The 14,804-nt window shown below is 66.0% G+C and carries 14 protein-coding genes; 1 reads left to right on the forward strand and 13 read right to left on the reverse strand.

Going from position 1 to position 14,804, the window contains the following annotated elements; translation table 11 throughout:
- Positions 1-124: 124 nt before the first annotated feature.
- From rpoS to BVG12_RS11855, 8 genes are all read right to left on the reverse strand, one after another.
- Complete coding sequence (rpoS, locus tag BVG12_RS11820; RefSeq protein WP_075792553.1) at positions 125-1,138, reverse strand: RNA polymerase sigma factor RpoS; 1,014 nt, start codon at positions 1,136-1,138, stop codon at positions 125-127.
- Between the two features lie 9 nt (positions 1,139-1,147).
- Positions 1,148-2,044 (reverse strand): peptidoglycan DD-metalloendopeptidase family protein, encoded by an 897-nt coding sequence (locus BVG12_RS11825; protein WP_075792554.1) that lies wholly within the window; start codon positions 2,042-2,044, stop codon positions 1,148-1,150.
- A 33-nt stretch (positions 2,045-2,077) separates the two neighbouring features.
- Positions 2,078-2,932, reverse strand: a complete 855-nt coding sequence (locus tag BVG12_RS11830; protein WP_075792555.1) for a protein-L-isoaspartate(D-aspartate) O-methyltransferase — start codon at positions 2,930-2,932, stop codon at positions 2,078-2,080.
- Positions 2,929-3,666 (reverse strand): 5'/3'-nucleotidase SurE, encoded by a 738-nt coding sequence (gene surE, locus BVG12_RS11835; protein WP_075792556.1) that lies wholly within the window; start codon positions 3,664-3,666, stop codon positions 2,929-2,931. The genes BVG12_RS11830 and surE overlap by 4 nt, the downstream gene beginning before the upstream one ends.
- An 84-nt stretch (positions 3,667-3,750) precedes the next feature.
- Positions 3,751-5,262 (reverse strand): hypothetical protein, encoded by a 1,512-nt coding sequence (locus BVG12_RS11840; protein ID WP_075792557.1) that lies wholly within the window; start codon positions 5,260-5,262, stop codon positions 3,751-3,753.
- A gap of 8 nt (positions 5,263-5,270) precedes the next feature.
- Complete coding sequence (locus BVG12_RS11845) at positions 5,271-5,879, reverse strand: toll/interleukin-1 receptor domain-containing protein (protein ID WP_075792558.1); 609 nt, start codon at positions 5,877-5,879, stop codon at positions 5,271-5,273.
- Positions 5,880-6,151: 272 nt separating this feature from the next.
- Complete coding sequence (gene yoaA, locus BVG12_RS11850) at positions 6,152-8,188, reverse strand: DNA repair helicase YoaA (protein ID WP_075792559.1); 2,037 nt, start codon at positions 8,186-8,188, stop codon at positions 6,152-6,154.
- A gap of 35 nt (positions 8,189-8,223) precedes the next feature.
- Positions 8,224-8,424, reverse strand: coding sequence for a YdcH family protein (locus BVG12_RS11855; RefSeq protein WP_075792560.1), 201 nt, complete (start codon positions 8,422-8,424; stop codon positions 8,224-8,226).
- A 177-nt stretch (positions 8,425-8,601) separates the two neighbouring features.
- On the opposite strand from BVG12_RS11855, the gene BVG12_RS11860 reads away from it, so the two are divergent.
- The gene (locus tag BVG12_RS11860; protein ID WP_075792561.1) at positions 8,602-9,372 is read left to right on the forward strand and encodes a PP2C family protein-serine/threonine phosphatase; all 771 of its coding nucleotides are present in this window, start codon (positions 8,602-8,604) and stop codon (positions 9,370-9,372) included.
- Positions 9,373-9,480: 108 nt separating this feature from the next.
- Here the strand turns inward: BVG12_RS11860 and BVG12_RS11865 are convergent, their stop codons facing one another.
- From BVG12_RS11865 to odhB, 5 genes are all read right to left on the reverse strand, one after another.
- Positions 9,481-10,176, reverse strand: a complete 696-nt coding sequence (locus BVG12_RS11865) for a hypothetical protein (RefSeq protein ID WP_075792562.1) — start codon at positions 10,174-10,176, stop codon at positions 9,481-9,483.
- An 18-nt stretch (positions 10,177-10,194) separates the two neighbouring features.
- The gene (gene zapE, locus BVG12_RS11870) at positions 10,195-11,292 is read right to left on the reverse strand and encodes a cell division protein ZapE (protein ID WP_075796318.1); all 1,098 of its coding nucleotides are present in this window, start codon (positions 11,290-11,292) and stop codon (positions 10,195-10,197) included.
- Positions 11,293-11,444: 152 nt separating this feature from the next.
- Entirely contained in the window at positions 11,445-12,878 is a 1,434-nt protein-coding gene (lpdA, locus tag BVG12_RS11875) for a dihydrolipoyl dehydrogenase (protein ID WP_075792563.1), read from the reverse strand.
- A 204-nt stretch (positions 12,879-13,082) separates the two neighbouring features.
- On the reverse strand, positions 13,083-13,421 hold the full coding sequence (locus BVG12_RS11880) for a PspC domain-containing protein (RefSeq protein WP_370662837.1): 339 nt from the start codon (positions 13,419-13,421) through the stop codon (positions 13,083-13,085).
- 59 nt (positions 13,422-13,480) lie between these two features.
- On the reverse strand, positions 13,481-14,743 hold the full coding sequence (gene odhB, locus BVG12_RS11885) for a 2-oxoglutarate dehydrogenase complex dihydrolipoyllysine-residue succinyltransferase (RefSeq protein ID WP_075792565.1): 1,263 nt from the start codon (positions 14,741-14,743) through the stop codon (positions 13,481-13,483).
- Positions 14,744-14,804: the final 61 nt, after the last annotated feature.

A 14,804-nucleotide genomic window follows, 5' to 3' on the forward strand; every position in this document is an offset into this window, starting at 1 on the left:
GCACGCGGGGATCCATGCCGAGCGTCGCGGAGCCGGGATGTCAACGTATCGACTGCGGGTGCTCGGTATGGGTTCCCGCCTCCGCGGGAACGACGACATGCGGCCTATTCCGGCCAGCCGGGCATCATAGCAAGGAATCGCGGACGACGCCACGGGCGGCCATCGCCCGTTTCAGTTTGACGAGGGCTTCCTGCTGGATCTGGCGCACGCGTTCGCGCGTCACGCCCATCTCCTCGGCCAGCGTTTCCAGCGTGGCCGGATCGTCGTTGTCGAGGCCGAAGCGGCGCATCACGACGAGGCGCTGCTTGTCCGGCAGCTTTTGCAGCCAGTCGCGCACGAGCACCGTCATCTCGTGCTGTTCCGCGTGCGCGTCCGGGCTGACGTCGCCCTCGTCCGGCAGCATGTCCATCAGGCTGCTCTGCGGATCGTTGTCGAGGGGCGCGTCGAGCGACGTCGCGTGTTCGGACAGCGCGAGGATGTCCTGCACTTCTTCCACGGGCCGGCCGACGAGGCTGGCGATGTCTTCCGCGCTCGCTTCCTTGCCGTCGTGGTGCTGGGCTTCCAGGTGATACTTCGCGCGCAGTACCTGGTTCAGTTCGCGCACCATGTGCACCGGCAGGCGCACGGTGCGGGCCTGGTTCATGATCGCGCGCTCGATGCTCTGGCGGATCCACCACGTGGCGTACGTCGAGAAGCGGAAGCCGCGCTCCGGCTCGAACTTGTCGATCGCGCGCATCAGGCCGATATTGCCTTCCTCGATCAGGTCGAGCAGCACGACGCCGCGGTTGATGTAGTGCTTGGCGATGGAGACGACGAGCCGCAGATTATGCTCGATCATCTTTTGGCGCGCATTGAAATCGCCGGCCTTGGCCAGCGTGGCGTAATGCGATTCCTGCTCGGCGTTGAGCAGCGGCTTGGCGCCGATCCGGTTCAGGTAGTGCTGGGTGGTGTCCGTCGAGAGCTCGGCCTGGAGCACGCTCTTGAGCTCGTCGACGGTGTCGACGACGGCGACCACGGCCCCTTCCGGCAGCAGTTCGGCACGGTCGACGCCGTCCGCTCCGAACTCGCTGTCGTCCAGCGGTTCATCCGGATTGTCTTCCGGCGTGTCGTGGTCCAGCGGATCGGGGGGCAGCGTCATCGGCTCTCTCTAGCGACTGGGCAGGAACTTCGCCGGGTCGACCGGCTTGCCCTGCTGGCGTATCTCGAAATGCAGTTTGACCGCGTCGGCATCGGAATCGCCCATTTCCGCGATCGGCTGGCCTTTGGTCACGTTCTGACCTTCCTTCACCAGGATGGTGCGGTTGTGCGCATAGGCCGACAATAGGCTGTTGCTGTGCTTAACAATCACGAGATTACCATATCCGCGGATGCCGCTGCCGGCATACATCACCTTCCCGGAGCCGGCCGCCATCACCTGCTGGCCCATCTTGCCGGCGATGTCGATGCCTTTGTTCTTGCCTTCGTCGAAGGTCGCGACGATCTTGCCGTCGGACGGCCACATCCAGCTCAGTTTCTCGTCGTCGTTGGCCGTGACGGTGGTGCCCGGGGTCACGCCGGCCGAGATCACCCTCTCCGCCTTCGGATTGTCTTCCTTGGCCAGGTTCGATTCGCTGTACGGCTTCTTGGCGCCGTTCGGTTCGGTCTTTTTCGGGACGGCGGGGGCCTTCTCGGCGCCCGGCATCGTGATCGGCGTCGTCACGACGGCATTGCCGCCGCGCTCGGGCTGCGCCACCTTGAGCACTTGCCCGACCTTGATGTCGTCCGGATCGGCCAGGTTGTTCCAGGCGACGAGGTCGCGGTAATTCTGGCCGTGGTCGAGGGCGATGCGCAGCAGGGTGTCGCCGCGGCGCACGGTATAGGTGCCGCGCGCGTCCGGTTTGTTCTCTTCAGCGACCGGCGCCGGCGCCGGCTGAGGGCGCGGACGGAAGCTGGACGCGGTCGGGGTCGGACGATCGATCACGGGGGCAACGCGGGTCTCGGTGCTGCAGGCGGACAGGATGCCGAGACTGAGGGTCAACAGGGCTAAGCGGGGTGTGGGTTTCATTCTCTCTATAATTCTTTTACAACGTTCCGGCATTCAAGCGGTGCCCGGGCGCAGCGGCACAAAATGGCAGGCTTCCAGCGTCTCGCTGGTCCATTCCGCCTTGCCGATACGGATAATGCGCTGCAGGTGCTGGACCTGAGCACCGAGGGGCGCCACCAGTCGGGCGCCAATGGCCATCTGCTCGAGCAGTGCGCGTGGCACCTCGAGACCGGCCGCCGCCAGGATGATGCCGTCGAACGGGGCCACCTGCGGGAGCCCTAGCATACCATCTCCGTACTGCAAGCGCAGATTGGCGATACGCAACGGGCGCAGATTGGCCTTCGCCAGCTCGTGCAGCGGCTTGATGCGCTCGATGGAATACACCTCCTGCGCCACGCGCGACAGCACGGCGGCCTGGTAGCCGCAGCCCGTGCCGATCTCGAGCACGCGGCGCAGCGGCTGGCCGCTGCCCTTCAGCAGTTCGATCATGCGCGCCACGATATACGGCTGCGAAATCGTTTGATTATGACCGATCGGCAGCGAGATGTCGGCATAGGCCTGGCCCAGCATGCCGGGCTCGACGAACATATGGCGCGGCACGATTTCCAGCGCGGCCAGCACTTGCGCGTCCTTGACGCCCTGGCGCGCGGTCCGGGCCGCCATCGCGCGGCGCGGCGCTTCCGTGGCCGCCAGGTCGGACCGCGCCACCGTCTGCTGCGGAGGCAAAGGCGCCGGCTTGGCCGTGCCCGGCACGTTCGGCGGATTGCCGGCGCGGTGCTGGTTGTTCTGACGCGCGTTCTGGGTCGCCGTCTGCGGCGTGGCGACCGGCGCCGGCGCAGCGGGCTTTCGGGTGCTCCCGCCCGTCACGGACGACAGCGGCAGAGGAAACTGGCTGCGCTTTTCGCTCATCCCAACCCTCGCCGCAGCAGGTCCAGCTGGTCGCGATGCGTGAGGTCGACCTGCAGCGGGGTCACCGACACGCAGCCCTTGCTGGTCGCATAAAAATCCGTCCCCTCGCCCGCGTCGCGGCAGGCGCCGGGCGCGCCGATCCAGAAGATCTCGCGCCCGCGCGGGTCCTGGGCGCGGACGACGGGCTCGGACTGGTGGCGCCGGCCCAGGCGGGTCGGCGTAAGCGGTCCCATCTGCTCGTACGGCAGATTCGGGATATTCACGTTCAACAGGAACGGCGACTCCAGCATGTCGAAGCGGCGCAGCACGATATCGCGCGCCACCCGCGCAGCCGATTCGATCTCGGCCCAGCCGCCATGGACCTGGGAAAAGGCGATCGCCGGGATGCCGAACAGATACGCTTCCGTCGCCGCCGCCACCGTGCCCGAGTACAGGGTGTCGTCCCCCATGTTCTGGCCATTGTTGATGCCGGAAACGACCAGGTCGGGGCGTGTGTCGAGCATCCCGGTCAATGCGATGTGCACGCAGTCGGTCGGGGTGCCATTGACAAAATAATAACCATTGGCAGCCTTCGACACCGACAGCGGACGGTCCAGCGACAATGAGTTGGACGCGCCCGAGCGATTGCTGTCGGGCGCGACCACCACGATGTCGGCGACTGTCGCAAGCGCATCGGCCAGGGCGTTGATGCCGGGGGCGAGGTAGCCGTCGTCGTTACTGATAAGGATACGCATGCAGCGATTTTACCTGAAGCAACGGCGAGATCGACCTATCGGGCGGCACATTTATTGGCCCGCCGGCGCGGGCCCGGCGCCGCGTCAGCCCGTCACCAGCGGCCGCCCTCCCGCCGCCTGGATCAGGGCGCCTTCGAGCGACGACACCTCGTCCAGCGTGAAGGCCAGCAGCGCGTCCTTGTCGCCTTCCTGCAGGTAGACCTGCTTGATCATCGCGGCCCCGCGCCGTCGTAGCGGATGCGCCACACTCGGCCTCAGGATCGTCGAGCGCAGGCTGTCGGCGAGTGCGCGCGCCTCGTGCGGACTGCGGTTGTCGATCAGTTCCTGCAGGCGCGACAGCTTGTCGTCCAGCGCGTCCGGCGGCGGCTCGCCCGGCCGGCGCGACGCCGCGTGGCCGCGCTTGCCCTCTTCCATCGCGTGCAGGCCCTGCTCCAGTGCGATCACGTGCTGTTCGATGCGGCGCGCGGCCTCCAGTTCACTTTGTTGCCCTAAATACAATTGCGCCAGCCGGGCCAGTTCGCGCACGAGCGCGGGCGCCTGCGGATCGGCCGCGCGCTCGCGCAGGGACTCGACGGCCTGCACGAGCCGGACCTCGGGCAGCGGGCGCCACGGGAAATGGCCGGGCTCCAGCCATTCGAGCAGGGCTGCGATGGCGCACTGCGGTCCATAGCGGTCGTGTTCGCCCGCCTGGGCCCGGCCGCCGGCCGGCGGCATGCCGACGATGGCGGCCTGCGGCAGCAGGACTTCGTCGAGGTAGCTGTCGAGCACGACGCTGGACAGGCCGTAGCACTCGGCCAGCATGTGTTCCAGCGTGGCCTGGTAGCCGGCCTGGCCGCGCTGGGCGTCGCCGAAGCGCCAGCGCAGCCGCGCCTCCCCCGCCCCGTCGACGGGGCAAGGCAGCGGATAGACGAGCAGCGGCCGCTGCTCGTCCTCGTGGCTGCAGCGGTAATCGAGGGCGCGCGCGACGACACCCTGCAACCCGTCCAGGCTGCGCGCATCGGGCGTGAACAGGCCGACGATCTTGTCCGGCAACAGCGCCGTGCACACGCTCGCCGCCGCCGAGCGTCCGCTGCGGCAATCGATCAGGACGTGGGCGAAGCGCCGCGCCACGTGGGCCGCGAACGTGCGGAACAAGGCCGGACAGGCGCAGAACAGCGCGTCCCAGTCGAGCCGGTCGACGCGCTCGCCGTAGCTGTCGTCGAAGCGGCCGGCGCGCATCAGGTACAGCGGGCGGCTGTCGTCGACGCGCACGATGTAGTCGTCCCAGTCGAGCGTGTCGAGCATGCGGGCGGCCAGCGCGTCGGCGTCGTCGTTCGATGTGTTGCCGCTCAGTTGCTCGCGACAAGTTTCGAACAGCTCGAGCAGGCCGTCGGCGCGGTGATTGCCTTCCGCGCAGGGAAAATAGTGGTGCAGGCCCGGAGCTTCCAGGTCCCAGTCGATCATCAGCACCGGTGTCTTCGCAGACGCACGCCCGGCGAGCAGCCAGGCGGCATGGGCCAGCGCAAGGCTGCGCGCGGGTGAGCTGTCGTAGGAGTAAAACGTCGTCACCTCGCCGGTCTGCCCGGCCGGTACTGCGGTGATGCGGTTGGTTTCCATAAGGCTCCTCATTTTTTGGGGAAGGTTGGATCCGGTAACTCACGCCATGCGGGTGGGACAGCGGGAAGTACGAATTGGTTGCAGTCATGCGCCGGCGGCATGGTCTTTTTCTGATACTGGTAATGGGTCACGATGCGCCGGACCATCTTGTCGATGTCCGGCAGGAAATCGGGATTCGACTTGAGGTCGGCCGTGGCCATCGTGAAGCGCGAGAAGTCGACGTAGAACGTGGATTCGCTGATCTGCGGCGGCAGACTGACGGGGTGCCGGGTCATGACGACGGGAATGATCAGCTGGCTGGGCAGCGTGTACCACGTGCTGCGTTCGGCCTCGATCAGGCGCATGGCGGCGTACTCGCGGCGCGTGTAGGCGTGGGCTTCGTATTTGGGCGTGTAGATCAGCACCATGCACGCGCTTTCGCACAGCGCGCGGGCGATCTTGCGGTCGAGGTCGTCGCCACCACCGAGTTGTTCGGTGTCGACGAACAGTTCGTCTTCGTTGTCGAAATACGGTTCGAGGTAACAGCGCAGCGCATCGGCCAGCGTGGCCTTGAAGCGCTGCATCAGCTCATGCCGCCCATGGGCATAACTGAAAAAGCAGCCGTAACGAATCGCCATTGCTCCCCCTTGTAGGTCTGCCACCGGCCGGGCCAGTGAGACTCTAAACAAGTCACCCATCCTGCATGTTGTGGGAGCACAAGCGGCGGGCGGTCTCGACGGAGAGGTAGCGTATGACGAAGCGAGGGGCCAGAGCCCGGTGTTGCCTTTAAAGGGCTCTGACCCCGGCTCTCAAAGGTAGCGTATAACGAAGCGAAGGGGTCAGAGCCCGGTGTTGCCTTAAAAGGGCTCTGACCCCGGTTCCCAGAGTCAGCGCATAACGAAGCCCGGAATCAGGCCTTGGGCGACTTGAAAAACTCGATGACGTCCGCCTGCACCCGCGTCCGCCTGAACGGCGGCAAGCTCTGCCAGATCCGCCGCCCATACGGCTTGCTGATCACACGCGGATCGCACAGCATCAGCACGCCGCGGTCCTCGACGTCGCGGATCAGCCGGCCGGCCCCCTGCTTCAGGTTGATGATGGCTTCCGGCAAGGTGTGGTGGACAAAGCCGTTCATGCCCTTCTTTTCCATCACTTCGATGCGCGCGGCCAGCACGGGATCGTCGGGCGGCGCGAACGGCAGCTTGTCGATGATGACGAGCGACAGCGCCTCGCCGCGCACGTCGACGCCTTCCCAGAAGCTCTGGCTGCCGACCAGCACCGCATTGCCCGCGTTGCGGAACGAGTCCAGCAATTCCGTACGGCCCCGTTCGCCTTGGACGAACAGGGGGAAGTCGAGGCCGCGCGCGGCGAACTCTTCGCGCAGGCGTTCCGCGACGCGGTTGACGGCGCGGATCGTCGTGCACAGGAAGAAGCAGCGGCCGCCGGCGGCCTCGATCACGGGCAGCGCCATGTCGACGACGGCGTCCGTGTAGCCGAACGTGTTCGGTTCCGGCAGGCCGGTGGGCACGTACAGGATGCCCTGGTCCTGGTAATTGAACGGGCTGGGCCAGCTCTGCGCCGGCTCGCCCGTCATGCCGAGCTGCGCGGTGAAATGCTTGAAGTCGTTCTTGACCGCGAGGGTGGCGGACGTGAAGATCCAGCTGCGCGGCGTGCCGGCGCGCTGGCCGGCGAAGATCGGCGCGATCGACAGCGGCGTCTTGTGCAGCTGCAGCGACGACGAGAACGCTTCGACCCACAGCACGGCGTCGTCCCCTTCGATCTCCTTGCCCTTCTTGGGCTCGGACTTCCACGCCTTGTACTGGTCGAGGATCTCGATGGCGCGCACGCGGCATTGTTCGATCGTCTCGGCGCGCTCGGCCTGCGCTTCCAGCACGTCGATCATGCCTTCCAGTTCTTCCTTCAGCTTGTCCAGCGCGGGGAAGAATTCCGAGCTGGGCGGGATCTGCGGCAGCGACAGGCGCGTGCCGCCTTCCGGGAACGTCAGGCGCAGGTCGCGCGCGGCCTTCTCGACGACGGTCACGACCTTCGCCCAGTCGACGCCGCCGCGCGCGTGCGCAAGGCCTTCGGCCAGCACGTCGCGGCACAGTTCGAGCACCTGGCCCGTCGACACCGTCGTGCCGAAGAACAAGGTCGCCACTTCCGGCAACTGGTGTGCCTCGTCGAAGATGATCGTATTGGCCGACGGCAGCAGTTCGGCCATGCCGCCTTCCTTCAGCGCCACGTCGGCGAAGAACAGGTGGTGGTTGACGACGACGACGTCGGCCTGCTGCGCCTCGCGGCGCGCCTTCATCACGAAGCAGTCCTGGTAGTACTGGCACTCCTGGCCCACGCAGTTCTCGCGCGTGGACGTGACGAGATTCCACACGGACGCCGTTTCCGGGACCTTGGTCAGCTCCGCCTTGTCGCCCGACTGGCTCATCTTGATGAAGCGCGAGATTTCGCGCAGGTGGCCGACGTCGTCGCGCGACGTCAGGCGGCCGTTCGACAGCGTGCGTTCCAGGTGGTAGTGGCAGAGATAGTTCGAGCGGCCTTTCAGCAGCGCCACCGAGACGGGCGCGCGCAGCGCCCCGCGCACGGTCGGGATGTCGCGCGAAAACAGCTGGTCCTGCAGGTTCTTGGTGCCGGTCGAGATGATCGTCTTGCCGCCCCACAGCAGCGCGGGGACGAGGTAGGCGAACGTCTTGCCCGTGCCTGTGCCGGCCTCGGCGATCAGGGTGCCCTGTGTGCCGATCGCGTGCGCGATCGCTTTCGCCATCTCGGTCTGGGACTCGCGTGGCTTGAACGTGCCGACGGCGGGCGCGAGCGGGCCGCCGGCGCCGAAGATGCGTTCGACTTCGGCGTCGTACTTACCGGCGGGTTCGGCACTCGCCGGCGCGGCGTCGGGCTCGCCGGCGTCGACGCCGGACAGGGGAAGGTGATCGGTCAAGGTTGACTGCTTAAGACAGAGGCTAATGCCGGAAATCAGGCGGGAACATCGGGCACCAACTGCATTTTCAGCAGTGTGATGTGGTCCTTCAACTGCAGCTTGCGTTTCTTCAGACGACGCAGCTGCAACTGGTCGGAATGACCGTCGCGGGTCAGCATTTCTATGACTGCGTCGAGGTCGCGATGTTCCACGTCGAGTTCAATAATACGGCGCTGGATCTCCTGGACGTCGATCATGTTTGGCATTTCCGAACAGTTAAGCGTAAAGGGGTGGGAAGGCACATGCCCGCTGGCTCGGGGCGGCGCTATTCATTGTTACGGCTTGCAACTCCTGTGCAAACCGGTGCATAGTTTAAACTACACCGTCGTTGCCGCCAACAAAGTCCGGCATGACGGCATCGGAAAGCCACGTTTATGACCTCATACAAGTTAGAAGCGGGAACCGCGCAACACATCGGTAACCGCCCGCAGCAGAACGACCGGGTCGCGCTCATGACCGGCGCCCGCGCGCCCGGCTACGCATTGGCGGTGCTGTCCGACGGCGTCGCCGGCGCGGCCGGCGCGGACCAGGTCCTGCACACGGCCAAGCAGGTGTTCGACGAATTCAAGCCGGGCGACCGCCCCACCGCCCTTCGCCTGCAACAATTGCTGCGCGATATCGTGCAGGAAACCCATCTGGTCATCAACATGAATGCGGTCACGACCCAGGTCGAGGCCCACGCCAGCTTCGTCGGCCTCGTGCTCACGCCGCACGGCGACGCCGTCTGGGCCCATGTGGGCGATTCACGCCTGTACCACTTCCGTGACGGCAAGTGCCTGTCGCGTACGAGCGACGCGGCCTATGTCGAGCACCTCGTGTCCAGCGACCGCCTGCCGCCCGAGGCGGCGAAGAACCACCGCAAGTCCAAGCTGCTGGTGAACTTGCTGGGCAATAGTCGCAAGGATCCGTTCATTACGTTCGGCCAGCGGCAGGACCTGGCGCCGGGCGATACCTTCCTACTGTGCTCGGACGGTCTGTGGCATTTCTTCACTGATGCCGAGCTGGGCGCGGCGACGGCCAAGGCCAGTCCGCGCCAGGCGTCCGAGATGCTCATCAACAAAGCCGGCGAACGTTCGCAGGGCAAGGGCGGGAATTGCAGCATGGCGATCGTGAAACTCGTCAAGCCGGTGCTCGAACGGCCGTAGGGTGGGCGGCCCTCCGCCCGCGCGTGACGTTTGCATCGTGCCTGCGTTACGCGTGGGCACGTTTCATTTGAGGCCCCCGGCCTCGAACGCCCGCCCTACGTTTAATCGTTATTTTTTCGTCGTGTCCTGCGCCGCTTTCGCCTTCGCGTCTTCGGCTTCCTTCGCCGCCTTCGCGGCCTTTTCGGCCTTGCGCTCCGCGACCTTGCGCTGGCGTTCCGCCGATTCGGCCTTGCGCTTCTCGAACTCGCGCACGTTCTGCGCGCGCTTGTCGGCGTTGGCCGCTTCCTCCTGGCGCTCGGCGCGCAGGCGGGCGTCGCGCTCGGCCACGCGGCCGGGCACCGTCGGCTTGCGCGGCGGCGGGGTCGGCGTCGGTTCCGGGGTCGGCTTCGGCGGTGCGGCCGCCAGGCGCGCTTCCTGTTCCTGGAAGCGGCGTTCAGCCTCGGCCAGGTTGCGGTCGCGCTCCTCGACGATGGCCTGGCGCTTGAAGCGGTCGGCCTGCACTTCGATCGCACGCTGGGCCGCGAGGGCGCTGCGGCGGCGTTCCTTGGCCTCGTCGAGGCAGTTATTCACGAAAAACTTGTCGTAGCAGACGCGCTCCCGCTCGGCGAAGCGGGCCTCGATCGCCGCGCGCTCGCGCGCCACCGCGGCCAGTTGCTGGTCGGCCTGGGCGACGGACGTCACGGGCGGCGGCGGCACCTCGCGCGGCACCACATCCGGACCGGCGCACGCCGTCAGCAGCGCGGCGAACGCGATCGCGGGGAGCGCGCGCAAGGCGCGGGGGTCTGTTACGAAGTCAGCTTTCATTCGGTTCCTTTGATCGTGTCAGGCCAGCGCATCCGCCGCGCCACGGCGCTCGGCCAGCATGTATTCGCGCGACTGCATCTCAATGATACGCGACACGGTGCGATGGAACTCGTTCGACATCGCGCCCTCCGTGTACAGCTGCTCGGGCTCGACCTCGGCCGACATGATCAGCTTGACCTTGTGATCGTAGAACACGTCGATCAGCCATGTGAAGCGGCGCGCCTCCGACGACATCGCGGCCGACATGCGCGGCACGCCCGACAGGATCACGGTGTGGAACTGGCTCGCCAGTTCCAGGTAGTCGTTCTGCGAGCGCGGTCCGCCGCACAGGGTGGCGAAATCGAACCAGATCACGCCGCCGGCACGCCTCAGCGCCCGTATCTCGCGTTGCTCGATGTGCACGCGGGGATCCTCGTCGGCCGTGTCGGCGATTTTCGAATACGTGTCGCGCAGCGCGTGGTCGGCCGCGGCGCCCAGCGGCGTGTAATACGCCTGCACCTGTTCCAGCGCGCGGTGGCGGTAGTCGATGCCGGCATCGACGTTCAGCACGTCCAGCTTGTCCTTGAGCAGCGCGATCGTCGGCAGCATGCGGTCGCGGTGCAGGCCGTCCGGGTACAGCTTGTCCGGGTCGTAGTTCGACGTCATGACGAACGACACGCCGTGCGAGAACAGCGCGGACAGCAGGTTGTACATGATCATCGCATCGGCCACGTCGCTGACGTGGAATTCGTCGAAGCAGATCAGGCGGTATTTCTTGGCGATGCGGCGCGCGACCTCGAGCAGCGGGTCTTCCATGCCCTTGAGCTCATCGAGCTGGCGGTGCACCGCGCGCATGAATTCGTGGAAGTGCAGGCGCGTCTTGCGCACGACCGGCACCACCGAGTAGAAGCTGTCCATGAGGAAGGACTTGCCGCGCCCCACCCCGCCCCACATGTAGACGCCCTGCGGGACCTCGGGCCGGTTGATCAGGCGCTTGAACGCGGACGAGCGCTGCGACTTGTACGCGACCCAGTCGTCGTACGCCTCTTGCAGGCGGTCGACGGCGCGCTGCTGCGCGGGATCGGACTTGAATCCGCGCTCGGTCAGCGCGTGCTGGTAGTACTCTTGGACGTTCATGTAAAAGGACCGCATAAATGTAGGGTGGACGGCTTGCCGTCCACGCGTCGATAGGCAACGGCTCCGATATCGCGCACGATCACGAAGCCGCCGACAATCACCGCGTGGACGGCGGAGCCGTCCACCCTACGAATCGGCCAAAGGCCAATGAATTAGAAGTTCAGCGAACGCTTGTCGACGGCGAGCGCGGCTTCCTTGGTCGCTTCGGACAGCGACGGGTGGGCGTGGCAGATGCGGGCGATGTCTTCCGACGACGCGCGGAATTCCATCGCGACGACGGCTTCCGAGATCAGCTCCGACGCGACCGGGCCCACGATGTGCACGCCCAGGATTTCGTCGGTCGTCGCGTCGGCCAGGAATTTCACCATGCCCGACGTGTCGCCCAGCGCGCGCGCACGGCCGTTGGCCATGAACGGGAACGTGCCGGCCTTGTAGGCCACGCCTTCCTTCTTGAGCTGCTGCTCGGTTTTGCCGACCCACGCGATTTCCGGCGAGGTGTAGATGACCCACGGGATCGTGTTGAAGTTGACGTGACCGTGCTGGCCGGCGATGCGCTCGGCGACGGCAACACCCTCTTCTTCCGCCTTGTGCGCCAGCATCGGGCCGCGCACGACGTCGCCCACGGCCCAGATGCCCGGGACGTTGGTACGGCACTCGTCGTCGACGGCGACGAAGCCGCGCTCGTCCAGCTGCACGCCGACGGTCTCGATGCCGAGGCCGTTGGTGTTCGGCACGCGGCCGATCGAGACGATCAGGCGGTCGAACGTTGCGCTTTGCGCGGCGCCCGACGCATCGGCGTATTCCACGGTGACGTTGTTATCGCCCTTGGTGACGCTGTTGATCTTCACGCCCAGCTGGATGTCCAGGCCCTGCTTGGTGAACAGCTTGTGCGCTTCCTTGGCGATCTGCTCGTCGACCGCGCCCAGGAACGTCGGCAGGCCTTCCAGCACGGTGACCTTGGCACCCAGGCGGCGCCACACGGAGCCCATCTCCAGGCCGATCACGCCGGCGCCGATGACGCCCAGCTTGGCCGGGACGGCGTCGACGGTCAGCGCGCCGGTGTTCGACAGGATGACTTTCTCGTCGAACGGTGCGCCCGGCAGTTCGCGGGCGTTCGAGCCGGTTGCGATGATCACGTTTTTCGCCGTGATCGAATCGGTGGTCGGGCCCGACACGTTGACGGCGTAGCCTTCGCCAGCCTTGCCGGCGAGCGTGCCGCGGCCGTGGAAGAAGGTGACCTTGTTCTTCTTGAACAGGTAGACGATGCCGTCGTTGTTGGCCTTGACGACGCCCTCTTTACGCTTGAGCATCTGGCCCAGGTTCAGCGAGAGGCCGGCGACGTCGATGCCGTGCTCGGCGAACGCGTGGCCCGCGTGCTCGAAGTGTTCCGACGATTGCAGCAGCGCCTTCGACGGGATGCAGCCGACGTTGGTGCAGGTGCCGCCCAGTGCCGGGCCGCCCTTGGCGTTCTGCCACTCGTCGATACAGGCGGTCTTGAAGCCCAGCTGTGCAGCGCGGATCGCAGCCACGTAGCCGCCGGGGCCGCCGCCGATCACGACGACGTCGAATTGTTTTTCATTGCTCATCTAATCGTTTTCCTTTTTATTCCCGCTGCCTGACAGATACCGTCGTCCCCGACACTGTCGGGACCGACTTCCCGCGCAAGCGGGAATCCATGGAGGCCGCACCGGAATCGCATGGTTCGCGACTTCGCTGCACTCGGCATGGGTCCCCGCTTCCGCGGGGACGGCGTGCAGAGGGAGTTTCGTATTCGTTCTTCGGCCGAAAAATCACTCTTCCGGCACAAAAATCCACAACAACAGGTAAACCACGATCCCGAACCCGAACGTGATGGTGAACAGCGTGAACACGAGCCGCCACACCCAGGCGTCGACGCCCGACACCCGCGCCAGGCCGCCGCAGACACCGCCCAGCCAGCGGTCGGTGCGCGAGCGGCGCAAGGTGTTCAGTTCGGACGCGAACGTGCCGTCGGCACTCGCGGTCTTGTTCAGGTTCACCGTCGACGAGGCGGAGGACAACACCTTCGCCTTCGCCTGTTCGAATTCGGCGTCGGTCAGGGCGCCGGCCTGGTGCAGTTCGTGCAAACGCTTGATTTCATCGGCGATCATGATCGTTCCCTTCCATCAGACACGGCACGAGCGCGCCAGGCCGGCGCGCCCCTTCGCGATTACAGGTCGAGCAGCAGGCGGGCCGGATCTTCCAGCGCGTCCTTCATCGCGACCAGACCCAGGACGGCTTCGCGGCCGTCGATGATGCGGTGGTCGTACGACATCGCCAGGTAGTTCATCGGACGGATGACGATCTGGCCGTTCTCGACGACGGCGCGGTCCTTGGTCGCGTGCACGCCCAGGATGGCCGACTGCGGCGGGTTGATGATCGGGGTCGACAGCATCGAGCCGAACACGCCGCCGTTCGAGATCGAGAACGTACCGCCCGTCAGGTCTTCCAGCGTCAGCTTGCCGTCCTTGGCTTTCTGGCCGAATTCGCCGATCTTCTTCTCGATGTCGGCGATGGACATCTGGTCGGCGTTGCGCAGGATCGGCACCACCAGGCCGCGCGGCGAACCGACGGCGATACCGATGTCGAAGTAGCCGTGATAGATGATGTCGTTACCGTCGACCGACGCGTTCAGGATCGGGTACTTCTTCAGCGCGGCGACGGCGGCCTTGACGAAGAAGGACATGAAGCCCAGCTTGACGCCGTGCTCTTTCTCGAACTTGTCCTTGTACTTGTTGCGCAGTTCCATGACCGGCGCCATGTTGACTTCGTTGAACGTCGTCAGGATGGCGTTGGTCGACTGCGATTGCAGCAGGCGCTCGGCGATACGGGCGCGCAGGCGGCTCATCGGCACGCGCTCTTCCGGACGCTCGCCCAGATTGGCGACCGGGGCGGCGACTTGCGGCAGGGCTGCCTTCGGCGCTGCGGCGGCCAGCGGGGCCGGTGCGGCGACGGCCGGTTTGTTGGCGACGGCGGCCAGAGCGTCGCCCTTGGTCACGCGGCCGTCACGGCCGGTGCCGGTGGCATCGAGAGCGGTCAGGTTGTTGTCGGCCAGGATCTTGGCGGCGGCCGGCATGGCGACGTCGCCTTTGGAGCCGGTGGCGGCGCCTGCTGCCGGCGCTGCGGCCGGGGCGGCTTCCGCGGCCGGTGCCGGGGCGGCGCTCACCTGGCCGGTGCTGGCGCCTGCCGAGGCTTCGGTATCGATGATCGCGATGACTTCACCCGCGACGACGGTCGCGCCGTCGTTCTTGATGACTTGCACGATCACGCCGGCAGCCGGGGCCGGCAGTTCCAGGACCACCTTGTCGGTCTCGATGTCGATCAGGTTCTCGTCGCGCGAGACGGCTTCGCCGACTTTCTTGTGCCACGACAGGAGGGTTGCTTCAGCGACCGATTCCGACAATTGGGGGACCTTGACTTCGATTTGTGCCATTTAAAAAACTCCGTTTTTGTATTCTGTGCAAAGACCCCGCGCCGCGGGCGCGGGGTCGTCT

Origin of the sequence: Massilia putida, from assembly GCF_001941825.1 — a bacterium.
GTDB lineage: Bacteria > Pseudomonadota > Gammaproteobacteria > Burkholderiales > Burkholderiaceae_D > Telluria > Telluria putida.